This is a genomic window from Streptomyces sp. NPDC030995 (assembly GCF_055571215.1).
In genome coordinates, this window is the sequence record NZ_JBVIFS010000043.1 from 1 (window position 1) to 24,435 (window position 24,435).

22 protein-coding genes, 1 tRNA gene and 1 pseudogene are annotated in these 24,435 nt (G+C 68.5%); 17 read left to right on the forward strand and 7 right to left on the reverse strand.

Translation table 11 applies throughout. The features are described 5' to 3' along the window. Positions 1 to 605 precede the first annotated feature (605 nt). From ectA to xdhC, 7 genes are all read left to right on the forward strand, one after another. Positions 606 to 1,091 carry a diaminobutyrate acetyltransferase gene (ectA, locus tag ACZ45T_RS35310; RefSeq protein ID WP_468448272.1) on the forward strand — a complete coding sequence of 162 codons (486 nt, stop codon included), beginning with the start codon at positions 606 to 608 and terminating at the stop codon, positions 1,089 to 1,091. A 130-nt stretch (positions 1,092 to 1,221) separates the two neighbouring features. Continuing rightward, the gene (ectB, locus tag ACZ45T_RS35315; protein WP_468448231.1) at positions 1,222 to 2,490 is read left to right on the forward strand and encodes a diaminobutyrate--2-oxoglutarate transaminase; all 1,269 of its coding nucleotides are present in this window, start codon (positions 1,222 to 1,224) and stop codon (positions 2,488 to 2,490) included. Between the two features lie 33 nt (positions 2,491 to 2,523). Continuing rightward, a complete protein-coding gene (locus ACZ45T_RS35320; RefSeq protein WP_468448232.1) occupies positions 2,524 to 2,928 on the forward strand; it encodes an ectoine synthase in 405 nt (134 codons plus the stop codon). Positions 2,929 to 2,966: 38 nt separating this feature from the next. Continuing rightward, the gene (gene thpD / locus ACZ45T_RS35325) at positions 2,967 to 3,869 is read left to right on the forward strand and encodes an ectoine hydroxylase (RefSeq protein ID WP_468448233.1); all 903 of its coding nucleotides are present in this window, start codon (positions 2,967 to 2,969) and stop codon (positions 3,867 to 3,869) included. A gap of 493 nt (positions 3,870 to 4,362) precedes the next feature. Next, positions 4,363 to 5,850, forward strand: a complete 1,488-nt coding sequence (locus tag ACZ45T_RS35330) for a xanthine dehydrogenase small subunit (protein WP_468448234.1) — start codon at positions 4,363 to 4,365, stop codon at positions 5,848 to 5,850. Further along, complete coding sequence (gene xdhB, locus ACZ45T_RS35335; RefSeq protein ID WP_468448235.1) at positions 5,847 to 8,246, forward strand: xanthine dehydrogenase molybdopterin binding subunit; 2,400 nt, start codon at positions 5,847 to 5,849, stop codon at positions 8,244 to 8,246. Before ACZ45T_RS35330 ends, xdhB begins: the two co-directional genes overlap by 4 nt. Position 8,247: 1 nt before the next feature. Continuing rightward, entirely contained in the window at positions 8,248 to 9,108 is an 861-nt protein-coding gene (xdhC, locus tag ACZ45T_RS35340) for a xanthine dehydrogenase accessory protein XdhC (protein ID WP_468448273.1), read from the forward strand. Between the two features lie 26 nt (positions 9,109 to 9,134). Here xdhC and ACZ45T_RS35345 read toward each other — a convergent pair whose 3' ends face one another. Together ACZ45T_RS35345 and ACZ45T_RS35350 are read right to left on the reverse strand one after the other, a co-directional pair. Next, the gene (locus tag ACZ45T_RS35345; protein WP_468448236.1) at positions 9,135 to 9,638 is read right to left on the reverse strand and encodes a dihydrofolate reductase; all 504 of its coding nucleotides are present in this window, start codon (positions 9,636 to 9,638) and stop codon (positions 9,135 to 9,137) included. Then, positions 9,635 to 10,432, reverse strand: coding sequence for a thymidylate synthase (locus ACZ45T_RS35350; protein ID WP_468448237.1), 798 nt, complete (start codon positions 10,430 to 10,432; stop codon positions 9,635 to 9,637). Before ACZ45T_RS35350 ends, ACZ45T_RS35345 begins: the two co-directional genes overlap by 4 nt. Positions 10,433 to 10,555: 123 nt before the next feature. Between ACZ45T_RS35350 and ACZ45T_RS35355 the strand changes: the two genes are divergently transcribed. Continuing rightward, the gene (locus ACZ45T_RS35355) at positions 10,556 to 11,425 is read left to right on the forward strand and encodes a metalloregulator ArsR/SmtB family transcription factor (protein WP_468448238.1); all 870 of its coding nucleotides are present in this window, start codon (positions 10,556 to 10,558) and stop codon (positions 11,423 to 11,425) included. After that, positions 11,422 to 12,024: a dihydrofolate reductase family protein gene (locus ACZ45T_RS35360; protein ID WP_468448239.1), complete on the forward strand. Its 603-nt coding sequence runs from the start codon at positions 11,422 to 11,424 to the stop codon at positions 12,022 to 12,024. The genes ACZ45T_RS35355 and ACZ45T_RS35360 overlap by 4 nt, the downstream gene beginning before the upstream one ends. A 533-nt stretch (positions 12,025 to 12,557) precedes the next feature. Here the strand turns inward: ACZ45T_RS35360 and ACZ45T_RS35365 are convergent. Then, a complete protein-coding gene (locus ACZ45T_RS35365; RefSeq protein ID WP_468448240.1) occupies positions 12,558 to 13,097 on the reverse strand; it encodes a hypothetical protein in 540 nt (179 codons plus the stop codon). A 242-nt stretch (positions 13,098 to 13,339) separates the two neighbouring features. On the opposite strand from ACZ45T_RS35365, the gene ACZ45T_RS35370 reads away from it, so the two are divergent. Then, positions 13,340 to 13,414, forward strand: a tRNA-Trp gene (locus tag ACZ45T_RS35370). A gap of 121 nt (positions 13,415 to 13,535) precedes the next feature. On the opposite strand, the gene ACZ45T_RS35375 is transcribed toward ACZ45T_RS35370, so the two are convergent. Further along, positions 13,536 to 14,372, reverse strand: coding sequence for an alpha/beta fold hydrolase (locus ACZ45T_RS35375; protein WP_468448241.1), 837 nt, complete (start codon positions 14,370 to 14,372; stop codon positions 13,536 to 13,538). Next, a complete protein-coding gene (locus ACZ45T_RS35380) occupies positions 14,369 to 14,962 on the reverse strand; it encodes a TetR/AcrR family transcriptional regulator (RefSeq protein ID WP_468448242.1) in 594 nt (197 codons plus the stop codon). Before ACZ45T_RS35380 ends, ACZ45T_RS35375 begins: the two co-directional genes overlap by 4 nt. Positions 14,963 to 15,090: 128 nt before the next feature. Between ACZ45T_RS35380 and ACZ45T_RS35385 the strand changes: the two are divergent. The 6 genes and pseudogenes from ACZ45T_RS35385 to ACZ45T_RS35410 all read left to right on the forward strand — a co-directional run. Next, positions 15,091 to 15,872: pseudogene (locus tag ACZ45T_RS35385) on the forward strand (hypothetical protein); the annotation flags it as partial. Positions 15,873 to 16,478: 606 nt separating this feature from the next. Further along, positions 16,479 to 17,177, forward strand: a complete 699-nt coding sequence (locus tag ACZ45T_RS35390; RefSeq protein ID WP_468448243.1) for a TetR/AcrR family transcriptional regulator — start codon at positions 16,479 to 16,481, stop codon at positions 17,175 to 17,177. 1,043 nt (positions 17,178 to 18,220) lie between these two features. Then, positions 18,221 to 19,990: a carbamoyltransferase family protein gene (locus ACZ45T_RS35395; RefSeq protein WP_468448244.1), complete on the forward strand. Its 1,770-nt coding sequence runs from the start codon at positions 18,221 to 18,223 to the stop codon at positions 19,988 to 19,990. Positions 19,991 to 20,085: 95 nt separating this feature from the next. After that, a complete protein-coding gene (locus tag ACZ45T_RS35400) occupies positions 20,086 to 20,358 on the forward strand; it encodes a hypothetical protein (protein WP_468448245.1) in 273 nt (90 codons plus the stop codon). Positions 20,359 to 20,671: 313 nt separating this feature from the next. Then, the gene (locus ACZ45T_RS35405) at positions 20,672 to 21,301 is read left to right on the forward strand and encodes a TetR/AcrR family transcriptional regulator (RefSeq protein ID WP_468448246.1); all 630 of its coding nucleotides are present in this window, start codon (positions 20,672 to 20,674) and stop codon (positions 21,299 to 21,301) included. Beyond that, a complete protein-coding gene (locus ACZ45T_RS35410; RefSeq protein ID WP_468448247.1) occupies positions 21,298 to 21,645 on the forward strand; it encodes a nuclear transport factor 2 family protein in 348 nt (115 codons plus the stop codon). The genes ACZ45T_RS35405 and ACZ45T_RS35410 overlap by 4 nt, the downstream gene beginning before the upstream one ends. A 42-nt stretch (positions 21,646 to 21,687) precedes the next feature. Here the strand turns inward: ACZ45T_RS35410 and ACZ45T_RS35415 are convergent, their stop codons facing one another. Further along, positions 21,688 to 22,044: a VOC family protein gene (locus tag ACZ45T_RS35415; RefSeq protein ID WP_468448274.1), complete on the reverse strand. Its 357-nt coding sequence runs from the start codon at positions 22,042 to 22,044 to the stop codon at positions 21,688 to 21,690. A 123-nt stretch (positions 22,045 to 22,167) separates the two neighbouring features. Beyond that, positions 22,168 to 23,559, reverse strand: a complete 1,392-nt coding sequence (gene yczR / locus ACZ45T_RS35420) for a MocR-like transcription factor YczR (protein WP_468448248.1) — start codon at positions 23,557 to 23,559, stop codon at positions 22,168 to 22,170. A 130-nt stretch (positions 23,560 to 23,689) separates the two neighbouring features. Between yczR and yczE the strand changes: the two genes are divergently transcribed. Further along, positions 23,690 to 24,331 (forward strand): membrane protein YczE, encoded by a 642-nt coding sequence (gene yczE / locus ACZ45T_RS35425; protein ID WP_468448249.1) that lies wholly within the window; start codon positions 23,690 to 23,692, stop codon positions 24,329 to 24,331. Positions 24,332 to 24,435 lie beyond the last annotated feature (104 nt).

Sequence of the window (24,435 nt, forward strand, 5' to 3'; positions counted from 1 at the left end):
ACCGCACCTGATCGACGGATGCCTCACCCAAGCCGGACTGATCATGGACAGCTGACCCTGACCAGCGCCCGACACCACTCATTCAATTTCAGTAGTGAGCGGTCTGGAACGGCCCGGGCTCGTCCGGCAGGTCCCGCCAGGGCGAGCAGGTGCGGTGTCCGCATCCCGCACCCGGGACCTGTGGCCTGCGGCTGTCATCGGCGCTCCGTCCGTCTCGCTGAGGGCTGCACCCCGCGCCCGTCGCGCCAGCCGGGCGCCGGCGCTCGGTCGCGTATAACCGCGCAGCTGTGAACGAAACCCCCGACCGACCGACGAAGACATCACATTCAAGTGGAAAATATGAGACACGGCAAAGACGTTATCCGCTCGTTATAAAGTCGAGGGTGGGGTTAAAATGTCGGTATTTTTCATAGAATGATCGGCACATTGCTAGCGCTTCACGATCCCTGGAAGGCATCTGCAACTATCACGAGTCATGCCGGTTCCGTAACCCCTTAGGGCCATGCAATTTGCTCCAGCCCTGGGTAACTTCGGCCCGCATGACTGCTCATGCAGAACTAGCCCGTTTCGGGAAAACCCTCCTGTCCACTCCGACCACCTCGACGATGCACATCGACCGCCCCCGCCCAGGTGACGGCCCCCTGCTGTGGCGTCTCGCTCGCGACTCCAGGACGCTGGACCTCAACTCGGCCTACAGCTATCTCCTCTGGTGCCGTGACTTCGCCGGCACGTCCGCGGTGGCCCGCGACCGGTCCGGGCGCGCCGTCGGATTCGTCAACGGATACGTGCGGCCCGAGAGCCCCGGAACCCTGCTGATCTGGCAGATCGCCGTCGACGAATCCGTCCGCGGCCTGGGTGTCGCCGGAGCCCTGCTCGACGGCCTCTCCGCCCGTGTGGCGGCAGAACACGGATTGAGCTCCCTGGAGACCACCATCTCCCCCGGGAACCTCGCGTCGGAGCGGCTGTTCGCCTCGTACGCCGCACGACACGGCGCCACGCTCACGCGCGAAGTGTTGTTCACCGCAGAGGAGTTCCCGGAGGGCGGGCACGCCCCGGAGGTCCTGCACCGCATCGGGCCGCTCCACTTCTGATCCCGGCTGCGCCCGGCAGCCCGCCGTGCGCCGTCCGCTGCCCGCGAGCCGCGAGCCGCGCCGGCAGCCGTCCGGGCCGCCACCCCGGACACCCCGTACCGAACACCCCCACATTCATTGGAGAGTTGCCTTGACCATGACCGAGCCGGTCCTGTCCGTCTTCGAGACCGTGGAGTCGGAGGTGCGAAGCTACTGCCGCGCCTGGCCCGTCGTCTTCGAGCGCGCCACGGGAAGCCGGCTGTACGACGAAGACGGCCGCGGCTACCTGGACTTCTTCGCGGGCGCCGGGTCCCTGAACTACGGCCACAACAACCCCGTCCTGAAGCGGGCCCTGCTCGACTACCTGGAGCGGGACGGCATCACGCACGCCCTCGACATGTCGACGACCGCCAAGAGGGCATTCCTCGAGACCTTCCGGTCCCACGTCCTCGAACCCCGAGCACTGCCCTACAAGGTGATGTTCCCGGGCCCCACCGGGACCAACGCCGTCGAAGCGGCACTCAAGCTGGCGCGGAAGGTCAAGGGCCGCGAATCGGTCGTCTCCTTCACCAACGCCTTCCACGGCATGTCGCTCGGTTCGCTCGCCGTCACGGGCAACGCCTTCAAACGGGCCGGCGCCGGCATCCCCCTCGTCCACGGCACGCCGATGCCCTTCGACAACTACCTCGGCGGCAGGACCCCCGACTTCCTCTGGTTCGAGCGCCTGCTCGAGGACCAGGGCTCCGGCCTCAACCACCCGGCGGCGGTCATCGTCGAGACGATCCAGGGCGAGGGCGGGGTCAACGTCGCCCGCGCGGAATGGCTCCGCGCCCTCGCGGACCTGTGCCGACGCCGCGACATGCTGCTCATCGTCGACGACATCCAGATGGGCTGCGGCCGGACCGGCGAGTTCTTCTCCTTCGAGGAGGCGGGCATCACTCCCGACATCGTCACGCTGTCCAAGTCCATCAGCGGCTACGGACTCCCCATGTCCCTGTGCCTGTTCAAGCCCGAACTGGACGTATGGGAGCCGGGCGAGCACAACGGCACCTTCCGCGGCAACAACCCGGCGTTCGTCACCGCGACCGCGGCCCTGGAGACGTACTGGGGTGACGGCGTCCTGCGCGAGCGGACCCTCGTCCAGGGCGAACGCATCGAGAACGCGCTGCGCGAACTGTGTGCCGAACACGGCCGGCTGGGCGCGACGTACCGGGGACGTGGACTGGTCTGGGGCATCGAGTTCACCCACAAGGAGCGCGCGGCGGAGGTGTGCCGGAGGGCCTTCGAGCACGGTCTCCTCGTCGAGACCTCGGGCCCCGAGGGCGAGGTCGTGAAGCTGCTTCCGCCGCTCACCGTCACCGGCGACGAACTCGACGAGGGCCTTGCCATCCTCGCCCGCTCCGTCAACGAAGCCGCCTGACCAGTCCCCCCACACACCACGAAGGGCACCACCATGATCGTCCGCTCGTTCCGGGACATCGAGGGAACCGACCGCCACGTCAGAGCGGCATCCGGCACCTGGGAGAGCAAGCGCATCGTCCTGGCCAAGGAACGCGTCGGCTTCTCCCTGCACGAGACGGTCCTGTACGCCGGCACCGAGACGTCCATGTGGTACGCGAACCACGTGGAGGCCGTGGTCTGCACGGCGGGGGAGGCCGAACTCACGGACGAGGAGACGGGCCGGAGCTACACGATCACGCCGGGAACCATGTACCTCCTCGACGGCCACGAGCGGCACACCCTGCGCGTGAAGCACGAGTTCCGCTGCCTGTGCGTCTTCAACCCGCCCGTGACCGGCCGGGAGGACCACGACGAGAACGGCGTGTACCCGCTGCTCACCGAACCCGACCACAGCTGACGTACGGAAACTCGCAGAGAGGAGAGGCAGGCACCACCATGACCAACGCATCCACCCGCACCGTGAACGACCTGTATCCGACCAGGGGCTCCGAGGAGGTGCTCACCGGCCGCGCGGACCCCGTCGTCTGGTCCGAGCCCGGCACGCCCGGCCCCATCTGGGCCCACGAGTTGGAGAGCTTCGAGCGCGACGGCTACCTGTCGGTCGACGAACTCATCACGCCCGACGAGGTGGACGTCTACCGGGCCGAGATGGACCGGCTGCTCCGTGACCCCTCGACGCTGGCCGACGAGCGGTCCATCGTGGAGCCGAAGTCCCGGGAAGTGCGCTCCGTCTTCGAAGTCCACCGGATCAGCGAGGTGTTCGCGGCCCTCGCCGCCGATCCGCGCGTCGTGGGGAGGGCGCGACAGATCCTGGGCTCGGAGGTGTACGTGCACCAGTCCCGGATCAACGTCAAGCCCGGTTTCGGCGCCAGTGGCTTCTACTGGCACTCCGACTTCGAGACCTGGCACGCCGAGGACGGCCTCCCGCACATGCGCACCGTGTCGGTGTCCATCGCCCTGACGCCGAACTACACCACCAACGGCGGTCTGATGATCATGCCCGGCTCCCACCGGACCTTCCTGGGCTGTGCGGGTGCGACGCCGAAGGACAACTACAAGAAGTCCCTCCAAATGCAGGATGCGGGCACCCCGTCGGACGAGGCGCTGACCAAGTTCGCCTCGGCCTGCGGCATCAAGCTCTTCACCGGCAAGGCGGGCTCGGCCACCTGGTTCGACTGCAACGCGATGCACGGCTCGGGTGACAACATCACGCCCCACCCGCGCAGCAACGTGTTCCTCGTCTTCAACAGCGTGGAGAACCGCCCGGCGAAGCCCTTCGCCGCCCCGGTGCGGCGCCCCGCATACATCGCCTCGCGGGACTTCACCTCCGTGCGCTGACACGGCCGACCGACCCGGCCCGGCCCCTTGCCGGCCGGGTCGGCCCGGTCGGCCGCGGCGGCCGGGGCTTCCGATCCCCCGCACCCGATGGGTTGCGCGTACGAGAACCCGCCACACTCACTGGCCCGCCTTCGTGGAATTCACCGACATCGGCTTGACCGATGAACCCGCGGCGACGTAGCTTCGACCGCACCGATTCGTGAGCTACTGGAAGGAGGCGCAGCCGGATGTCGACCATCTCCGAGCTGTCTCGCCTCGCTCACCAGATCGCCTGGGCTCCGGGTCGTGTAGCACACGGCTGCTGAGCAGCCCCCTTTGCCGGCGTGCCCGATTGTGGCCCCGGCACCTTTCCATCTCTGTCACCGTTTACGGCACGTCGTTGCGTGCCGATTTGCTGCGCTCTGGGTTCTCGGGCTGCACCATCGAAGTAGAAAGCTCCTGAAATGGCGACTAGGACAGTCAGATCGACCGCGCGCCGAAATGAGGACGTGCCATGGTAGCGGCGCGGATCACGGTCAACGGGAAAGAAACACCGATTTCACCGGCTTCACCCCACACCACGGCGCTCGATTTCCTGCGCGAGCGCGGCCTCACCGGCACCAAGGAGGGCTGCGCCGAGGGTGAATGCGGCGCCTGTTCGGTCCTGGTGGCCCGACCCGGGGTGAACAAGCCCACCGACTGGGTGGCGGTCAACGCCTGCCTGGTGCCGGTCGCGGCGCTCGACGGTCAGGAGGTCATCACCTCCGAAGGTCTCGCCACCCCCGGCGAATCCGGTGGGCCGGCCACGTTGCACCCTGTGCAGGAGGAGATGGCCGTCCGCGGCGGCTCCCAATGCGGTTACTGCACACCGGGATTCGTCTGCAGCATGGCCGCCGAGTACTACCGGTCCGACCGCTGCGCGCACGCGGACTCGGACTCGCACTCGCACTCGCACTCGGCCGACGGCACCGACTCCGAGCACGGCCCGAACGGTTTCGATCTGCACGCGCTGAGCGGAAACCTGTGCCGCTGCACCGGATACCGCCCGATTCGCGACGCCGCGTTCGCCGTCGGTGCGCCCACCGAGGACGACGCCCTGGCGCAGCGTCGCGAGCAGTCCCCGCCCGAACCGGTCGCCACCGCATACACCCAGGACGACAGCGCGTTCCTGCGGCCGAGCACCCTGGCCGAAGCGCTGCAGGTGCTCCGCGAGCGGCCCGAAGCGGTGGTGGTCGCCGGAAGCACCGACTGGGGCGTGGAGGTGAACATCCGTTCCCGCCGGGCGAATTGCGTGGTCGCGGTCGACCGGCTGCCCGAAATGCGGGAGTTGCGAGTCGGGTCCGACCACATCGAGATCGGGGCGGCGCAGACGCTCACAGAAATCGAACGCCGCCTCGACGGCAGCATCCCGCTGCTGGCAGAGCTGTTCCCGCAGTTCGCATCCCGGCTCATCCGCAACAGTGCGACCCTCGGCGGCAACCTGGGTACCGGCTCCCCCATCGGTGACAGCCCGCCGGTACTGCTCGCGCTGGAGGCATCGGTGGTACTCACCGATGTCGACGGTGAGCGCGAGGTCCCCCTCTCCGACTACTTCACCGGCTACCGGCAGAGCGTGCGCCGTCCCGGCGAACTGATCCGCGCGGTGCGCATCCCGCTGCCGCTGTCGCCGGTCACGGCCTTCCACAAGATCGCCAAGCGGCGCTTCGACGACATCTCCAGCGTGGCGGTCGCGTTCGCGCTCGACGTCGAGGACGGGATCGTCCGCAAGGCGCGCATCGGCCTGGGCGGCGTGGCCGCCACCCCCATCCGCGCCCTCGCCACCGAGGCGGCCCTGGAGGGCAAGCCGTGGTCGGCGCAGACCGTCGAGGCCGCGGCCCGGGTGCTGCAGGCCCAGGGCACACCGATGGACGATCACCGCGCCAGCGCCGGCTACCGCTCCGCGATGCTCGGCCAGAGCCTGCTGAAGCTGTACGCGCGAACCACCGAGGCGGTGTCGTCATGAGCCATTTGTCCGAGCGTCCCGAAAAGCCCGTCGTCGGCGTTTCCATGCCGCACGAGAGCGCCAACCTGCACGTCACCGGCGCCGCGCTCTACACCGACGACCTGGTCCATCGCACCAAGGACGTGCTGCACGCCTACCCGGTCCAGGTCATGAAGGCCCACGGCAGGATCACCGCGCTGCGCACCGAGCCCGCGCTCGCCGTGCCCGGAGTGGTTCGCGTGCTGACCGGTGCCGACGTACCGGGCGTCAACGATGCCGGAATGAAGCACGACGAACCGCTGTTCCCGGACGAGGTCATGTTCCACGGCCACGCGGTCGCCTGGGTGCTCGCCGAGACCCTGGAGGCGGCCCGGCTCGGTGCGGCGGCCGTCGAGGTGGAACTCGACGAACAGCCCTCCCTGGTCACCCTGCAGGAAGCGATCGCGGCCGGAAGCTTCCACGGCGCCCGGCCCGTGATGCTGACCGGCGATGTCGACGCCGGGTTCGCCGACTCCGCGCACGTGTTCACCGGCGAGTTCCAGTTCTCCGACCAGGAGCACTTCTACCTGGAGACGCATGCGGCGCTGGCCCTCGTCGACGAGGGCGGGCAGCTGTTCGTCCAGAGCAGCACCCAGCATCCTTCGGAAACCCAGGAGATCGTCGCGCACGTGCTCGGCCTGCACAGTCACGAGGTGACCGTGCAGTGCCTGCGCATGGGCGGCGGCTTCGGCGGCAAGGAGATGCAGCCCCACGGGTTCGCGGCCGTCGCCGCGCTCGGCGCCAAGCTGACGGGCCGGCCGGTCCGGGTCCGCCTCAACCGGACCCAGGACCTGACCATGTCCGGCAAGCGGCACGGGTTCCACGCCGAGTGGAAGATCGGCTTCGATGCCGACGGCCGCATCCAGGCCCTGGACGCCACCTTGACCGCGGACGGCGGCTGGAGCCTGGACCTGTCCGAGCCGGTGGTGGCCCGCGCTCTGTGCCACATCGACAACACCTACTGGATTCCCAACGCGCGCGTCACCGGTCGCATCGCCAAGACCAACAAGGTCTCCAACACCGCCTTCCGCGGCTTCGGCGGACCGCAGGGCATGCTGGTGATCGAGGACATCATGGGCCGGTGCGCGCCGCTGCTCGGCCTGGATCCGATCGAGTTGCGGGAACGCAACTTCTACCGGCAGGGCCAGTCGACGCCGTACGGACAGCCGGTCGCTCACCCCGAACGGATCTCCGCCGTCTGGCAGGAGGTTCAGGACAACGGGGGCATCGCCGATCGGAAGCGCGAGATCGCCGCTTTCAACACCGCGCACCCGAACACCAAGCGGGCGCTCGCGATCACCGGCATCAAGTTCGGCATCTCGTTCAACCTCACCGCTTTCAACCAGGCCGGTGCGCTGGTGCTGATCTACAAGGACGGCTCGGTCCTGATCAACCACGGCGGGACCGAGATGGGCCAGGGCCTGCACACCAAGATGCTGCAGGTGGCCGCGACCACGCTGGGTATCCCGCTGCACAAGGTGCGGCTGGCCCCGACGCGAACCGACAAGGTACCCAACACCTCGGCCACCGCTGCCAGTTCCGGAGCGGACCTGAACGGTGCGGCGGTGAAGAACGCCTGCGAGCAGATCCGCGAGCGGCTGCTTCAAGTGGCCGGCACCCAGCTGGGTGCGAACGCCTCGGACGTGCGCATCGTCGAGGGCGTCGCGCGCACCCTCGGCAGCGACAAGGAGCTGGCCTGGGACGACCTGGTGCGCACCGCGTACTTCCAGCGAGTCCAGTTGTCGGCGGCCGGTTTCTACCGGACCGAGGGTCTGCATTGGGACGCGAAGGCGTTCCAGGGTTCGCCGTTCAAGTACTTCTCCTACGGGGCCGCCGCGACCGAAGTGGAGGTGGACGGCTTCACGGGCGCGTACCGCATCCGGCGCGTGGACATCGTGCACGATGTCGGCGACAGCCTCTCCCCGATGATCGACATCGGTCAGGTCGAGGGCGGTTTCGTGCAGGGAGCGGGCTGGCTGACGCTTGAGGACCTGCGCTGGGACAGCGGTGACGGGCCGAACCGCGGCCGGCTGCTGACCCAGGCAGCGAGCACGTACAAGCTGCCGAGCTTCTCGGAGATGCCCGAGGAGTTCAACGTCACGCTGATGGAGAACGCCACCGAAGAGGGTGCGGTCTACGGGTCCAAGGCGGTGGGTGAGCCTCCGCTGATGCTGGCGTTCTCGGTGCGCGAAGCCCTGCGGCAGGCCGCCGCGGCGTTCGGGCCGGTCGGAGTCAGCGTGGAACTCGCCTCCCCCGCGACACCGGAGGCGGTGTACTGGGCGATCGAAGCGGCCCGCCAGGGCGGCGTGCAGCACGACGGTCACGCGCTGGGCGGCAGCGAGGCTCCCGCCGATGCAACCGCTTTGAGCAATGCCTGACATGACATGGGTGGCCGCGGTCGCGCGGTTGCGGGCACGCCGGGAACCCGGCGTGCTCGTGACCGTCGCGACCGTGCGCGGCCACGCGCCCCGCCGGGCCGGTGCCAAGCTCGTCGTGGGTCCGACCGAGACCTGGGGTTCGATCGGCGGCGGCAACATCGAGGCCGTCGCCATCGATCGGGCGCGCGAGTTGAACGGCACGGCCGATCCGGAGCCGGAGCTGATGGAGTTCGCCCTCAACGACAAGGTCACCGGCCGGCACGGCGTGCAGTGCTGCGGCGGAGCCGTCACCGTACTGCTCGAACCGCTGCCTGTGGTCCAAGCGGTGGCCGTCTTCGGCGTCGGGCACGTCGGACTGGAGCTGGCACGCATCCTGGCCCGCCACAACCTCGATCTGTACCTGATCGACACCCGCCCCGACATGCTCACCGACGAGCGGCTCGGTGTGCTCGCGGATGCGGTGGCGCAGATCCACGTGCGCCACACACCGCTGCTTCCGGAAGAGGTGCTCACGGAGCTGCCACCCGGCACTCATGTCCTGGTCATGACCCACGATCACGCCGAGGACGCCGCACTGTGCGACGCCGCCTTGCGCACCGCCGGTCTCGGCTCGATCGGATTGATCGGCTCGGCCGCCAAATGGGCGCGCTTCCGGCAACGCCTGGCCACCGAGGGTGGCCACGACGCCGCCACCATCGACCGGATCAAGACCCCGATCGGAATCACGGGGATCATCGGCAAGGAACCCGCCACGATCGCGGTGAGCGTCGCGGCGGACCTGCTCCGGACCTTCGAACAGGACCGCCCGTGGGCGGTGCCGGACGCGGTGGCCGCGGCGCCGTACGCTCCGGTGGCCAGGTAGCCGGTGCTAGGAGCGGGAGTTGGCTGTCACCGGTCGTACCTGCGGATGCGGTAGCGCAACCCGGACTTCGAGGACTGCCAGCCCCCGTCTTCGGCGAGGCTCCACGTCGCGTCCGGTACCGGAGCGTAGGTGTCGCCGTTCACCGGCGAGTCGACCTCGGTCACCGAGAGCATCGTGGCGTGGGCCAGGGCGGCACGGTAGATTTCACCGCCGCCGATCACCCACGCCTCAGCAGGGGCGGCCGGTTCCGGCGACTCGGCCGCGAGTTCCAGTGCCTGGGCGATGGACCCGGCGCGCTCCGCTCCTTCGGCCGCCCACTGTGGATCGCGCGTCACCACGATGTTGCGCCTGCCGGACAGCGGGCGGAAGCGCGGAGGCAGTGAATCCCACGTTTTGCGCCCCATCACCACGGGGTGGCCGAGGGTGGTCGCCTTGAAGTGCGCCAAGTCCTCGGGCAGCCGCCACGGAATCGCGTTGTCCGCGCCGATCACGCCGTCGAGGGTCTGCGCCCAGATCAGTCCGATGTTCATACGGCGACCGGGGCCTTGATGGCGGGGTGGTGCTGGTAGTCGAGGACTTCCACATCGGAGTAGGCGTAGTCGAAGAGGGAGTCGGCTTGGCGCAGGCGCAGTCCGGGGAAGTCGAACGGGGTGCGCGAGAGCTGCTCGGTCACCTGCTCGGTGTGGTTGTCGTAGATGTGGCAGTCACCGCCGGTCCAGATGAAGTCGCCCGGTTCGAGGCCGGCCTGCTGCGCCACCATGTGGGTGAGCAGGGCGTAGCTGGCGATGTTGAACGGGACGCCGAGGAACAGGTCCGCGCTGCGCTGGTACAGCTGACAGGAGAGCTTGCCGTCGGCGACGTAGAACTGGAAGAAGGCGTGACACGGCGCGAGCGCCATCTTGGGCAGCTCGGCGACGTTCCAGGCGGAGACGATCATCCGGCGGGAATCCGGGTCGCGGCGCAGGGTGTCGAGGATCTCGCTGATCTGGTCGATGTGCGCGCCGTCCGGGGTGGGCCAGGAGCGCCACTGCACACCGTAGACCGGGCCGAGCTCGCCGTCCGCGTCCGCCCATTCGTCCCAGATGCTGACGCCGTGCTCGTGCAGCCAGCCGACGTTCGAGTCGCCGCGCAGGAACCACAGCAGCTCGTACACGATGGACTTGAGGTGCACCTTCTTGGTGGTGACCAGCGGGAACCCCTGAGAGAGGTCATAGCGCAGTTGGTGCCCGAAGACACTTCGGGTGCCCGTGCCCGTCCGGTCGGCTTTGGCCGTCCCGGAGGTGAGCACCAGCCGCAACAGGTCTTCGTACTGGGTATCCGCCACAGCCGTCGATTCTACTGGCCACCCACAGGCGCACTCGACGGTCAGGTCTCCCCGTGCGCCGGGGGCGGCAGGAGGCGAATTATTCCTTGACACGAATATTCTCAGGCGAGAATACTTGCTGCCATGGACGCACTCCTCACCGCGCTGGCCGACCCGGCACGCTGGCGGCTCGTGACCCTGCTGGCCGAGCGGCCCCGCTCGGTCGGCGTCCTCGCCCAGCTCGCCGAGGCACGCCAGCCGCAGACGACCAAGCACCTGCAGACCCTGGAGCGCGCCGGCGTCGTCACTTCCCAGCGCGTCGGCCAGCGCCGCGTCTACGCGCTCCGGCCCGCTGCCCTGCGGGACCTGGCGGCTGCGCTCAGCCGGCTGGCCGACACCGTGGAGCAGGCCGGCGGCTCGCACACGACCTACGACCGCTACGGGCTCGGCCTCCGTGCCGAGCGCCTCGCCGCGCAGGAGCGGGGGTGGGCCGACGGACGCTCGTTCAGCTTCGTCCGCTCTCTGGCGGGGCGCCCCGAGCTGGTCTGGCGCCACCTGAGCGAGGCCTCCCTGCTCGCCCAGTGGTGGACGCCCGAGGACCTCCGCGTCTCCGACCTCGTCTTCGAGGCACGGCCGGGTGGACGGGTAGTCCTGGAGTACCGAGATGTCGAGGACGCCGACGGCTCCGACCTGGTCGCCGGGCGCGCGGAGGGAGTCGTCGAAGAGGTACGCCCCGGTGAGTGCCTGGCCTACCGGCTCTCCCCGCTGCTTCCCGACGGGGGCCTCGCCTTCACGGCCCACGTCGAGCTGGGCCTGCGGCCCACAGACCCCGATACCGGCACCGGCACCGGCACCGGCACGGAGCTCGATGTCCATTGGCGGATCGCCGACAGCACGGTCGACGCCGCGGACTTCATCGCCGGCATCGAAATCGGCTTCGGCCAGAGCCTCGACAGGCTCGCGGCGATCCTCGCCGCGGACCCGCACGCCACCGAGACAAGGAGCACGAAGTGACGGAGCAGACCGCCGGCCGCAGGGTCGTCACCAACATGAGCCTCTCCCTCGACGGGCACTACGCCCGGCCGGGGAACCCTCAGGACATGGGCTGGGTGATGCCGTACGCCCACACCGACGTCGCCCGCGACCACCTGACCAGCCTCTGGGAGCCGGCGACGACGGCCCTGCTCGGGCGGGTCAACGCCGTGGGGTTCCTCGGATTCTGGCCCACCGTCATCGGCATGGAGGGGGCCGACCCGCGCGACGAGGGCTTCGCGAAGTGGCTCGTCGACACCGACAAGGTCGTCCTCTCTTCCACCCTCGGCGAGGCGCCGTGGGAGCGGACGACGATCGTCGACAAGCCGGCCGCCGACGTGGTCGCGGACCTCAGGGCGACCGAAGGCGGCGACATTCTCGTGCTCTCCAGCGCGAGCGTCATCAAGGCGCTGCTGGCGGCCGACAAGGTCGACCGGCTGGCACTCACGATCTTCCCGGTCTTCCTCGGCGGTGGGCCGCGCCTCTTCGATGACGGCCTGCCCGCGGGGCAGTGGGAGCTCGTCAGCCAGGCCGCGGGCGAGCACGGCACACTGGCTCTCGTCTACGACCGAGTCCGCTGAGCCGGCCGATCAGCGCACGCAGCTAGTGCTGTGGCCGGAAAGGTTTGCCGGGTCGCGGCGTCCGGTGCCATGGGGCCTCCCCAGGCCCGCAGGGCCTAGGGGACGCATCGCAAGGCGGAGGGCCGCGGCTCGTCCTGGACGTACCGGCGCGGTCCGACAACGCGGCGAGGTGCCGTGCCGGGGGCCGCGACCCGGCAAACCTTTCCGGTCGCAGCACTAGCGAGGCGGCCCCGGCACGGAGGCGGGTGTTCACCCCGCCTTGCCGTAGCCGCCCGCGGCGGGCCGCGGCCCGCGGAGGTGGTCGATGACGGCCTGGCAGCCGCCACTGCGGTGCATGGCGACCGGCGCGGCACCGACCACATGAGGCGTGGGCCTCCTCCTGGGGCGGCTCGGCAGGGTCCGGAGCGGGCCCTGGAACTCGAGCCCGCCCCGCGCCCCGCGCCCCGCGCATCACCCGGATCTCGGGAGTCCGCTGCCAAGGGCACACGCCGCCGGAACCCGCCCAGGAGGCGGCCGTGGTTGGGTCGCCCGGCTCAGCGGAACAGCATGGACGCGTCCCCCGCCGGGGTGGTGACCGAGCCCGGACACAGGAAGCTGCCCGAGGTCTTGGCGGCGGTGAAGGCCCGGTTGATGTACTTGCGGCTCGTCCCGTCGCGGTCCCACGCGATGTTCGTCGCCTTGTAGCGGCAGGAGATGAAGCTCTGTTTGCCGGTGATGTCGATCAGATCGGTCCGCGCGGTGCCGGCTGCGTCGTCGAAGGTGAAGGCGGGATTGTTGTTGAGACTGGCGGTGATTCCGCCACCACAAGCCAGGTTGCCTCCCGGCGCGTTGATCGTGGTTCGGTCGACGGTGAGGGCGTTCGGGGCAGCGGCGCTGGTGCTCGCGTTCGTCCAGCTGCAGCTGTTGCCGGCGACCACGATCACGCCGTCGACCTTCAGGTCGGCGGCCGCGACGCCGGGGCCGTGCGCGAGGGCGGTGCCGGTACCGGTGAAGGCCGCCGCGACGACCAGCGTCGCGATCCCGGCGATACGTGCGATGCGGTTGCTGCGCGCGATGGGTGTGCTGTGCCTCATCATTCGCTCCTCCATGCCACGTACTGGTGGGGGTAGGCGAGGCGCTGGGCCTCTCAGAGGGTGCGGAGTGCGTGCCCGGAGAGTCCCACAGCCACCCTGAACTGTCAGGAGCCTGTCAGGGGCATGGCAATAATTGGCTGGAATTACCAGTCGGTACGAGATGCACGGAAGCCGACCAGCCAGGCGCGGCACAGCCCGGTGTCCCGCTGTGAGGTCCGCGGCCCCTAGGATGCAGGGCGGGCGGAGCCGTAGCGCAGAGGTCGACGCGCGCGGTCTCCAAAATCGCGAGGACGCCGGTTCAAATCCGGTCGGCTCCGTCCGCAGCCGACCAGGCGGGGTGGGCCCAAGACGCTCACGCAGTGGAGGCCTTCGCCCTCGCCGGGCCAAGGGGCCGGGAGCCAGCGGTCGGCCGTCGCCATGAAGCGGTTGCGCCAGGCCTCAGGCGCGGAAGGCCTTTTGGAGGAGTTCGCCGGACTCGGCGGGATGCGTGGTCAGGCCGGTGTGCCCGCCGGGGAAGTGCAGGAGTTCCGTACCGAGATGCTCGGCCAGGAAGGCGGCCGGCCGGTAGGGCAGTTCGCCGCGTGGGTCCTGGCCGCAGGCGAGCACGAGCCGGTCCGACAGCGCCTCCAGCCGATGGATGTCCGGGACGTAGGACATGAAGGCGGGCACGATGCGCCCCACGAAGTACGGCAGGTTGGCCATCGTCCGCTCGGCGCGGGCCGCTGCCTGGGGCGGAAGCTTGACCTCGGCCTTCGGCTCGGTGATGTCGCCGCCCTTCTTCAGGCCCGCGGCGAACACGGCCATCGCCGGCATCAGCCCCTGTGTGCGGAGCGTTTCCTGCACGCGCGCGATGAGCGCGCGATGTTCGCAGGCGTCCGGCAGGACTTCCACCACCGGCGGCTCGTGCGCCACGAGGCGCTCGACGCGTTCGGGATGGGTGGTGAGCAGGTGCAGGGCGGCGATCGCGCCCGAGCTGGCGCCGAACACCCGGGCGGGCTTGCCGGGCGAGAGCAGTTCGAGCATCCGGAAGGCGTCGTCGGCGTGTTCGGCGACGTGCTGCTCGGCCTCGGGGTCGTCCAGTGTGCTTCGGGACATGCCGCGCGGGTCGTAGGTCGCGACTGTGTACTCGGCGGCCAGGTCGTCGGCGATGCCGTCGAAGGAGGCCGCACCGCCCGCCCCTCCGGGGATCAGGAGCAGGAGCGGTCCCTGGCCGCGCACTTCGTAGTGCAGGGTCGCGCCGTTCACGCGCAGGCTGCCGATGGTCGGGGCGGTCATGAGGAGTCTCCTTCTCGGGACGGGGGCCAGTGCTCCAGGAGGGTGTGCAGGGCGTCGAGGGCGCGAACCCAGGAGTGTTGCGGCGAACGCTCGTGCGCGAACCCTCCCGCGGCCTCCAAGGCGACGAACCCGTGGAACGTGCTGCGCAGCAACCGGACCGCGTCGGTCAGGTCGGGCTCGGCCAGTCCGTAGCCGCGCAGCATGCCGTAGGTCAGCTCGACCGCGCGCCGCGGTCCGGCCGCTTGTGCGGCCAGCTCGGGGTCGATCTGGATCGGGGTCTGCGTCGCCATGTAGCGGCCCGGACGCTTGTGGGCGTACTCCCGCCAGGCGTTGGCAAAGGCCACCAGCGCGTCCTTGCCCGCCAGCCCGGTGGTCGCCTCCGCGATACGGATGGTCTTCTCGTCCGCCGCCAGCAGCGCGATCCGTCCGCGTAGATCCTCCAGACTGCGGACGTGCGTGTAGAGGCTCGCGTCCTTCACACCCAGCCGCCTCGCCACCCGCGACATCGTCACCTGGTCGAAGCCGGCCTCGTCCGCCAGCTCCGCGCCCGCGATCGTCACCCGCTCCGCCGTCAGCCCGGCCCGCGCCATGCGCCCTCCTCCACAATCCATCCTAGGATCCCTAGGTATACCCTAGGAGTTCTAGGAATGCCAAGCGGGCGGCCGCCGCCGCAACTACCAAGTGCCCTGGCTAGACAGCCCGTTCAGTCCCGGAGGCGCGCCGCCGCTCGCTGCGGCTGCCGGAGGTCCACCTGGTCCTGAAGGAGCTCGCCAAGGCGAAGTGGAAGCTGACGCAGCGCGGGTTCGGGCCGTGAGTGCGGATCTACCGTCCGGCGAATGCCGGTCAGCGCCAGTGCGTACAGCTCGCCGTCCTGTCCTGGGACGCGCTCGACGCCCGGTCCTGGCCCGGCGTCACCGACATGGAGCCGGCCGACATCGCCCGCGTACTCGGTACGTACGCGGCCCGGGTTCTCACCCCGCGCGGTTCCACCGCCGTCTCCGGGCTGGAGTTGATGACCGCGCTGCGCCCGCCGACCCGCGCAGGGCTGGCAGGGGGGCTTCCTGGACGAGGAGGCGTTCCAGTGGGCGCGTGACGTGGACCTGCTCAACAAGAAGATCCCCGGCTCCTGGCTGGTGGACCTCTCCCCCATCGATCTGGACCCGCGCCTGCCGTCGCCGTTCACGCCGTCCGGCAAGCGGCCCGAGGGCCCGGCCTGGTACCAGACGCACACCGTCGCCTACGCCAGGGAGCTCGGTGCCGGGTGCAACCGATCGAGGCTGGCCGGCTCTGGAGCGGCCGACCTGGCGCCCGGGCATCCGGGCTGCGGTCATCTCCAAAGCCCGCGTCAACATGCACCGCAAGATGGCCAACGTGGCGAAGGCCACAGGTCAGTACCCGCTCGGCGTACTGTCCGACTGCGTCGTGTACGCCTCGCCCAGCACCTCCCCGCTCGATTTCCTGACGCCCTGGAGCGCGCGGACCGCGAGACCTTCACGCGGGAGCCGCCCAAGGAGATCACCGACCGGATCGACTCCACTGTGCGCGCCCGCGGGCGCCGCCGGCAGCAGGCCGCCACCCGCACCGGCATCACGGTCGAGACCAGGGCCCGGTTCGGATACACCGCGCCCATCGGCACCACCCGACGACGGCCGCATGCGCCGCCTCACCGTCCGCCCTCCACCCGCCTACGCCAACCGGCTCTTCGAAGCCCGGCAGCAAGGCTGCCAACGACGAGCGGCTGCGCGCGATCGTCGCCGAAGGACTGCAAGAGGTGTACTTCAAGGACGGCGGACGCCGCGCCGACGACCTCGAAGTCGAACTCACCGACATCGACTACAACGACGTGTCGTTCTAGAAGGGGCAGGGCGGAACGAGTGGGCGGGGAGCGGAGGGTGAACGGATTTCGGGGGCAGGCCCGACGGCGCACTGCGTGCGGCAACTCCCTGAGTTCCGGGAGAAGTACGACGATCGAGGAGTTAGAGCATGCTCATGAACCGGCCTCCACTGCAAGACTTTCCGAACCCGTTCTGAAATTAACACCAGGACCGGCTCGCTGTCGAGCGCAGAGATCGAAGACACCGCGTGGGGCTAGTGCATGATGGGACGATGTCTCCCAATGCAGCACCGCACGGCCGTGTCGGCCGACCCCCCGTGACCTCCCGTACGCAGATCCTGAGCGCGGCCCGCCGGCTCATCGATCGGGACGGCTGGGACAAGCTGACCATCCGTCGGCTGGCTGCCGAGATCGGCATCGGGGCGACGACCCTGTACCACCACGTGCGGGACAAAGAGGACTTGCTGCTCCTGCTGATCCACGAGCACGCGGACCAGATCCCGCACCCCGACCTGCCCGCCGATCCGCGGGACCGCATCATCGGGGCCGCCACCGCGATCCATGACTCCCTCGCGGCGTGGCCGTGGGCCGCCGAGGTGCTCACCACCGACGGTTTCATCATGCGACTCGGCGACTCCGCCCTGTGGCTGGTCGAGGTCATCCTGGCCGGAGCCATCGACTACGGATGCACGCCCGCGCAATCCGTCTACGTCTTCCGCAGCATCTGGTACTACACCGTCGGCGAGATCCTCGTCCGCGCGCACTCCGCTCGCGCGAGGGCGAACGGGGAGGTACCGGTCTCCCGTGAATTCAGCAGCCTCCTCGCGACCCAACTGCCGCGCCTGGCCGCCCTCAACGACCAATGGGCCAAGCTGACCCCGCAGAACACCTACCCCCAGGCTCTCCAGGCCTTCGTCGACGGACTGCTCGCACAAGCCACGTCGGTAACCCCACAGCGCCAAGCCAGCTGATCAGGGCATGGTGTGGACCGTGACCGTCACCAGACCTTGAGACGCCCATCGGTCGAGTCCTCGCCTCGGCGCCGCCATCGGCCGTGCCGATCAGAGCGCGGATGCCCGCCTCCACGAGCTCCATGAGCTCCATGAGCTTCAACATCGGGTAGGAACTACGTTCCTGAAACCCGAACCAGAGCATCGACGATCCCGAATCGGTCGGGCCACGGACCCACTCCATCCCACTCGGGGCTCGACTCGCTTCCGGCGGTACGGTTGGCCCTCCAGCTTGAGTCGGCGCTCAGCACAGAGCTGCCGGCCGCTGCCCTGTCGGGCACATCGTGCAGTCGACGTTCACGTCCCATGCGACCTCCCGCTGCAGGCGCCGGCGCCTGCGCCTGCGCCGGAACAAGCCATAAGCCCCGCCCCTCGGCCGGGCGACCGGCCCTTCGTCAGATCCCCACACCCCACAGAACGTGATCACCAGCGTCCGAGAGTCGCTTTCGCGACGAGCCCGAACCCGGCCTGGTCCCCGAGCCCCCGCCCCAACCATTCATCGACCCAAGGATGTCCGGACGACCCATGGCCGTCCGGACATCCGCGTACGGAGACGAATGGCTAAATCCGTCACATCGCACGGCCAGGGACCCCTTCACTGTTTGAGGCGGCTGATGCACCGTCCACCCCCACCTTTCCAATCAGTGTTGGCAATTCATTGGCGTCGATGCCCTGATCTCGCACGCTCGATTCCGCTACGTGGACTGATTGCAGGAGAAGGATCAAGCCATCCCTCTGATGGGCTGTGAGAAACGCACCTATGGAAGTGTGGTTCGAACCTTGCAGTGGGCTGATCAGCTCCGGTACCGTGGCGGGGAAATTCGACAGGGCTGAATGTTATTCAAAAATATTCCGCTCAGAAGGTTCGGCTGAATGCGCAGCAGTAATCTTGCCCTGCTCGGCACCCCCAAGGGCCCGTTCGGCGGTCGGCGGACTATACATGCGCCGCAGCTCAACAGCGAAGGGAATTTTTCATGATTGTTCTGGGTTGCAACGGATTCACCTTGGGCGCAGAAGTATTCGCCAACCAATTTGGCGCGGTCGGAACCGAGAAGCACTACATCCTCGGCCACGACTCGGGTGCAGCGCTGCTGGTGGACGGCAAGCTGGTTGCTGCCGTCGAGGAAGAGCGGCTCAACCGGGAGAAAAAGACCTCCGACTTCCCGCTGAACGCGGTGCAGTGGTGTCTGGAGAAGGCGGGCATCGAGTTCTCCGACATCGATGTCATAGCCATCCCGTGGAACTTCTCCAACGAGGTCTTCGACGCCACCATGCACGACCTCGCGTCGGCACCGCTGAAGCCTTCGGAGAAGGTGGACCGGCTGCGTCGCATCGGTGAGCTGTTCGACAAGGCCGTCGGGCGCGAGGCCATGCTCGCCGACTTCGCCGCACGCACCGGGTTCACCCCCGACCCGGACAAGGTGGTGTTCGTCCAGCATCACCTCGCCCACGCGATGACCGGTTATTACATGGCGGGACAGAAGGACACCGCATTCCTCATCAGTGACGGTCGCGCCGAACTGCTCTCCTCGCTGACCGGCGAAATACGCGACGGTCAGATCAAGGTCTTCGAAGAGTCTTTCATCAGCGCGAACGACTCGCTGGGCAACCTGTTCGCCTCGATCACGCGATTCCTGGGCTTCGTTCCCAACAATGACGAATACAAGGTCATGGGCCTTTCCGGGTTCGCCGAGGCTCCCTCACCGAACCCGTTCCTGGAGCACGTCGTGCAGCTGCACGAGGGCGGGCGGTACAGCCTCGTCAGGCCGCACGACCTGGCGAACCCGCGCTGCTTCGACGACCTGTTCGTCAAGGGTTTCGGTCCGTTCGAGGACACCGTTGAGTACAAGGCCAAGGTGGCCGCGGCGGCGCAGGAGATGCTCACGGTCGTCACGAGCCACCAGGTCCGCGCACTGGAGTCCAAGACCGATCTGAACCACCTGCTCTTCGAGGGCGGCCTGGCCCTGAACTGCGTGAACAACACCAAGCTGCTGGAGGGTTCGCGCTTCGAGGACATGGAGGTGAGCTTCGGCGCCAGCGACACCGGCGTGGTCATCGGTGCCGCCGTCTTCGCCTGGGCAAACCACCCGAGCAACACCGCCGAGGTGAAGTACGCCGACACGGTGACCCCGTACCTCGGGCCGGAGTACGACGCCACGGCGATCGAGAGCGCCCTCAACGAGTTCAGCGGCCAGGTGCGCTGGACACGTCTGAACGAGGATGAGGTCGTCGACCAGGTGGCGAAGCTGCTCACCGACAAGGTCGTCATCGGCTGGTTCCAGGGTCAAATGGAGCACGGGCCGCGGGCGTTGGGTCACCGCAGCATCCTGGCGAACCCGAAGTTCCCGGACATCAAGGATGTCATCAACACGAGGGTCAAGCACCGCGAGCCGTTCCGGCCGTTCGCGCCGATCGTGCTCGAATCGGATGCGCCGAAGATCTTCGAAATGGGCCGCAAGGCCCGTTCGCCCTACATGACGTTCGTGTTCCCGGTGCGGCCGGAATACCACGACATCATTCCGGGTGCGACGCACGTCGACGGCACGTCCAGGGTGCAGACGATCACCGATGAAGCGGCGCCGCTGCTGTCGCGGCTCCTGCGTCAGTTCACCTCGCTGACCGACGTGCCGTGCCTGATCAACACGTCGTTCAACGTGGCCGGCGAGCCGATCGTGTGTGCCCCGGTCGACGCGGTGAAGTGCTTCCTGGGCACCGAGATCGACTATCTCGTCCTCGGCAACTACCTCGTCACGAAGATCGACCAGCCTGCATGACCTCTGTGTTACCCGACCGGGACGCCGTTGCACGGCGTCCCGGTTCCGGGCTAGGGAAAGGGAGTCTTTCTATGCGTGCCGTACATGAGACGGCCGTGGACCTCACGACAGTCGTTTCATATCTGGAGAGACTGGCCTCGGAGCTGCGCGATTCACGTGAGCCGCGCACCCCGGCGGAGGTCAGCGCCGCCTGCGATGCGCTCACCTGTGCGGCTTTTCTGCTGCGTACGCAACAGGACGCCCCGAACGACACCACCACCGATCTCCTGCTCGAAGCCATGGCCTTGGCGCGCAGCACTGTGGAGTCGACAAAGTACGCGTGCCGCGCACGCATGGGATCGCGTTCCGCGGTCGATGGCCGGGCCTGAGCAAGCCGGCACCAATCACCAAGCCGAACTGCTCCTCCCCCGAACAGTTCCTGCCTGAACCGCGTCGAAGCCCACTGCCGTACGCGATGGCGCGCCCTTCGGCGCTGAAGCCGCCCAGGGGCGCCTGCGAACTGGACTCGCTCGCCGCCGTGGGCGACCGCGACCACCGCGCCCCCAGCTGCGGGCCGCCTGAACTTCGCCAGTGAGACGCTCAGTTGACCGGCCGCGCTCGGTGCCGCACCAGCAGCGGCCGGTCCGTAGGGGGCGCCGCGCATGCTAGTTTGTGAGCGACCGTTCAACTACAGGGGGCGTGGTGGGCCGCAAACAGGTCTGGGACCAGGACGAGGTGCTGGCCTCCGCCATGCGCCTGTTCCGTCGCCGTGGATACCTCGGCGCCTCGCTGCGCGACCTCGAAGAGGCGACCGGAATGCACCCGGGCAGCCTGTACCGGGCGTTCCACAGCAAGGAAGGCCTGTTCAGTGCCGCGCTGGACGCCTACAACGAGCGTGTGGTGGAAGGCAGGGTCCGCATCCACCTACGGGACTCGCAGGACCCCGTGGCCGGCATCCGCTCGTTCTTCACCTCGGCGTTCGACACCGGCATCGGCCCCGAACCTGATCCGGGGTGCCTGCTCACCAACACCGCGGTGGAATCGTTCACCGTTCCGCAGGCGACGCCAGGCGTGCGCCGGGGGCTGGAGACGATCGAGTCCGGTTTCGCCGACGCGCTGACGCGCGCCCGCGCCCAGCGGCTACTGCCCGCGGATCTCGACGTCGTGGTGTCGGCCGCCCAGCTCCTGGCGCTCTACCAGGGGCTGTTGGTGCTCGTCCGGTCCGGTACGGGCGCCGCCAAGCTGCACACCATCACCGACGGAGCCCTGGCATCGATCGGTGCCGGGCAAGCCAAGACAGCCAAGCAAGCCAACGAAGAGGAACAGCGATGAGTGACCAACAGCAGCTCTGGGACGACTACGCCGCGTGCTGGTCGGCCGACGCGTCCATACGGCTCACCGCGCTCGGCGCGGTCGCGGTCGACGACGTCACCTACCGGGACCCGGGGACCGAGGTCGGCGGCCTGGCCGAACTGGACGCGTACATGGGCGGTTTCGCCGGGGCGTTTCCCGGACACCGCTTCCGCATCGACGAGGTCCTCGACCATCACGACCGGTCACTGGCCCGCTGGACCCAGGTGGGCCCGGATGGCGAGACCTTCATGACGGGCGTGAGCAGCGCGGTGCACCGGGACGGCCTCCTCGCCGACGTGACCGGATTCTTCCTCCCCGCCTGACGCACATCCCCCGGGGGCATGACGGGCCATCGTGATCCTTGATCAGCCTCTGACGAGGCAGAAGGGGTGCCCAGCCGGATCGGTGAGGACTCGCCATCTGTCCTCTTGGGGCTGATGATCCGGTCTGCCCGCACCCAGTTCCAGCAGGAGGGCCTCGGCCTCGTCCAAGTCGACGACGTCGAAGCAGAGGTGGAGCTGCTGGGGAACGGTCTGGTCGGGCCAGCTCGGAGCCCTGTAGTCGTCGACCCGCTGAAAGCCGATGAGGAGTCCGTCCTCGCGGTTGAGTCCGGCGAAGTCCGCGTCCGACTTCGGGTGGATTTCGAGGCCGGTGGCCTGCCGATAGAACGCCACCAGGGCCAGCGGGTCAGGGCAGTCGAGTGTTATCGCGCTCAGCTTCATCTTCAAGGACACGGAACCTCCAGGCCGGGCAGATCACGGACTGTCACCATCCCCACCCTAGAGGAGGCAGCCTACGGTTGAGCGGGACACCGACCGTCAGGTGGTTGCGCAGGCCGTCGACGCTCATGCCACCGGTGCGGGGGTGTGGGTTCCGGTAGAGCCTTGGACGAGCGCCAGTTGGGCCTGTGCGAGTCTGCGAACCGCCTCGACGAGACGAGTCGAAGGGAGCGTGTACGGCAGTCGGATGTGGCGTTCGAATGCGCCGCCGATTCCGAATCGTGGTCCGGCCGCGATCGTCACTCCGTGGTCCGGCGCGATCGCCGCCAGCCGTGAGCTGATGGGCTCGGGGAATCTCGCCCAGAGCGTCACGCCGCCGGCTGATAGCGGTGCGTGGACGTCGGGCAGGTGGTCGCTGAGGGCTTGCCGCAATGCGTCACGTTGCGATCGCAGTTGCCGGAGCGCGTCGGGCCGTTGGGTCTGGCGCTCATTCAGAAGGGCGGCTGTGGCGAGCTGTTCCACGACAGGGGTGCCGAGATCGGTGGCGGGGCGGGCTTGTTCGAGGCGCTCCAGCAGCGAAGGCACGGCGCGGATCCAGCCGATGCGCAGGCCGCCCCAGATGCTCTTGGAGACCGAGCCGATGCTGATGGCGGTCGGCATGTGTACGGCGAAGGGTTCCGGGCTCGCTCCGTCCAGATCCAGGTCCGTCAGGGTCTCGTCGGTGATCGTGGGACACGCCAGCCGGAGTCTGCGGCGTACGCTCGCGGACATGCACATCCCGGTCGGATTGTGAAAGTCCGGTATCAGGTAGGCCAATTGAGCGGCACGTCCTGCTGCGAGGAGTTGCGCGGTGTCCCAGCCCGAAGGGCCCACGGCGACAGGCAGAAGTCGGGCGCGCGTTTCAGTGAGTGCCCTGATCGCGTGCGGATAGGTGGGATGGTCGATCAGGACCTTGTCGCGTGGCGACAGGAGGGTTCGCGCCAGAAGACCGAGCGCGTGCTGCGCACCGTTGGTGATGAGGATGTGATCGGGCGCGGTGGGCAGTCCTCTGCGCTGGTACCAGCCGGCTACCGCTTCGCGTAGCTCCGCGGTGCCGTACCGGTCGTATCCGTGCCGCTCGAAGTGCCGCGGTAGCTGTTCGAGAGCGGTCGCGAAGGCGGCGTGGAGGATCTCGGAGGGGGCGGGTGGCGCAGCGAACGACAGGTCGATGGTCGCCGAGTCCGTGCCGGCCCGGCGCTCGGACAGCGTGTCGTGCGGCAGCCGCACCGTCGCCCTGGCGCGGGCTCTGGTGGCGAGGTACCCGTGCTCGACCAGAGTGCGGTATGCGGCGCCGACCGTGGTTCTGCTGGTGCCGAGCGCGGTAGCCAGGTCACGTTCGCTCGGCAGCGCCGCCCCGAGACAGAGACGTCCGTCCAGGACCAGCAGCCGCAGTCTGTCGGAGAGGCGTTGGTGCGCCGGCCCGGGGCCGTCCTGCCAGGCCCCCAGCATGCGCCCTACCGCGTGCGAGCTGATCTTCATCCGACCAGCCTATGCAATCTGGCTATGGAATCAGAGTCCAGATGGCGTCGAGGCTTGAGCCATGGCTCCTCCTGCTCCCTCTGCACACCCGTCCGTCCCGGCTGGTCGCGACCGCCCCGTGATGATGCGCATGAACGCCTTCGCTCAGATTCGGGCGGGCCGAACGGCGCGTCGTATCCCCCAGCTCTTGGTCGGCTTGGTGGGGTACGGTGCCGCCCTGATGGTGCTCGTCCAGTCCGGTCTCGGTACGGCCAGCTGGAGCGTACTCACGGACGGCACGGCCAAGAGCCTTGGCATCTCGTTCGGTTGGGCCACCAACCTGATCTCGCTCCTGGTGCTTCTCGCCTGGATACCCCTGCGCGAGCTGCCAGGGCTCGGCACACTGCTCAACGTCGCGATCGTAGGCTTCGCCGCAGACGCCACCGCTGCTGTTCTCCCCAGCCCTCAGGGGACAGTCACCGAGATCGGCTACCTCGTCGTTGGCCTCGTCGCACTGGCCTTCTTTGACGCGCTCTACCTCGGCGCACAGTTCGGCTCGGGTCCACGCGACGGCATCATGACCGGACTTGTTCGACTCACACGCCTGCCCATCGCGGCGGTGCGTACCGGCATCGAAGTGGCCGTCGCCGGCATCGGCTGGATTCTCGGTGGGAGCCTCGGCCTCGGGACCGTACTCGTCGCGCTGTGCATGGGGCCACTCGTCGGCCACTTCCTGCCGCTCCTGACGGTTCGCCTCCCCGCGCCAATGACGGGTGAGCGGCGCGGCCGGTGATCGCGAGGGCCCTTGTCGCCGGTCAGAGTGAGACCGGCGCGGGCCGCCACGGCCATTACCTCCGGGGTAATCGCCCCGCCTCAGCACCCTCGGCTACGTTCTGG

What these genes read in the sequence shown, in the direction of transcription:
- ACZ45T_RS35410 (WP_468448247.1), top strand. Translation starts at nt 21,298, where the DNA reads ATGAGTGACCAACAGCAGCTCTGGGACGACTACGCCGCGTGCTGGTCG.
- thpD (WP_468448233.1), top strand. Translation starts at nt 2,967, where the DNA reads ATGACCAACGCATCCACCCGCACCGTGAACGACCTGTATCCGACCAGG.
- ectA (WP_468448272.1), top strand. Translation starts at nt 606, where the DNA reads ATGCACATCGACCGCCCCCGCCCAGGTGACGGCCCCCTGCTGTGGCGT.
- ACZ45T_RS35330 (WP_468448234.1), top strand. Translation starts at nt 4,363, where the DNA reads ATGGTAGCGGCGCGGATCACGGTCAACGGGAAAGAAACACCGATTTCA.
- yczE (WP_468448249.1), top strand. Translation starts at nt 23,690, where the DNA reads ATGAACGCCTTCGCTCAGATTCGGGCGGGCCGAACGGCGCGTCGTATC.
- xdhB (WP_468448235.1), top strand. Translation starts at nt 5,847, where the DNA reads ATGAGCCATTTGTCCGAGCGTCCCGAAAAGCCCGTCGTCGGCGTTTCC.
- ACZ45T_RS35390 (WP_468448243.1), top strand. Translation starts at nt 16,479, where the DNA reads ATGTCTCCCAATGCAGCACCGCACGGCCGTGTCGGCCGACCCCCCGTG.
- ACZ45T_RS35345 (WP_468448236.1), bottom strand. Translation starts at nt 9,638, where the DNA reads ATGAACATCGGACTGATCTGGGCGCAGACCCTCGACGGCGTGATCGGC.
- xdhC (WP_468448273.1), top strand. Translation starts at nt 8,248, where the DNA reads ATGACATGGGTGGCCGCGGTCGCGCGGTTGCGGGCACGCCGGGAACCC.
- ACZ45T_RS35375 (WP_468448241.1), bottom strand. Translation starts at nt 14,372, where the DNA reads ATGACCGCCCCGACCATCGGCAGCCTGCGCGTGAACGGCGCGACCCTG.
- ACZ45T_RS35365 (WP_468448240.1), bottom strand. Translation starts at nt 13,097, where the DNA reads ATGAGGCACAGCACACCCATCGCGCGCAGCAACCGCATCGCACGTATC.
- ACZ45T_RS35355 (WP_468448238.1), top strand. Translation starts at nt 10,556, where the DNA reads ATGGACGCACTCCTCACCGCGCTGGCCGACCCGGCACGCTGGCGGCTC.
- ACZ45T_RS35320 (WP_468448232.1), top strand. Translation starts at nt 2,524, where the DNA reads ATGATCGTCCGCTCGTTCCGGGACATCGAGGGAACCGACCGCCACGTC.
- ACZ45T_RS35415 (WP_468448274.1), bottom strand. Translation starts at nt 22,044, where the DNA reads ATGAAGCTGAGCGCGATAACACTCGACTGCCCTGACCCGCTGGCCCTG.
- ACZ45T_RS35380 (WP_468448242.1), bottom strand. Translation starts at nt 14,962, where the DNA reads ATGGCGCGGGCCGGGCTGACGGCGGAGCGGGTGACGATCGCGGGCGCG.
- yczR (WP_468448248.1), bottom strand. Translation starts at nt 23,559, where the DNA reads ATGAAGATCAGCTCGCACGCGGTAGGGCGCATGCTGGGGGCCTGGCAG.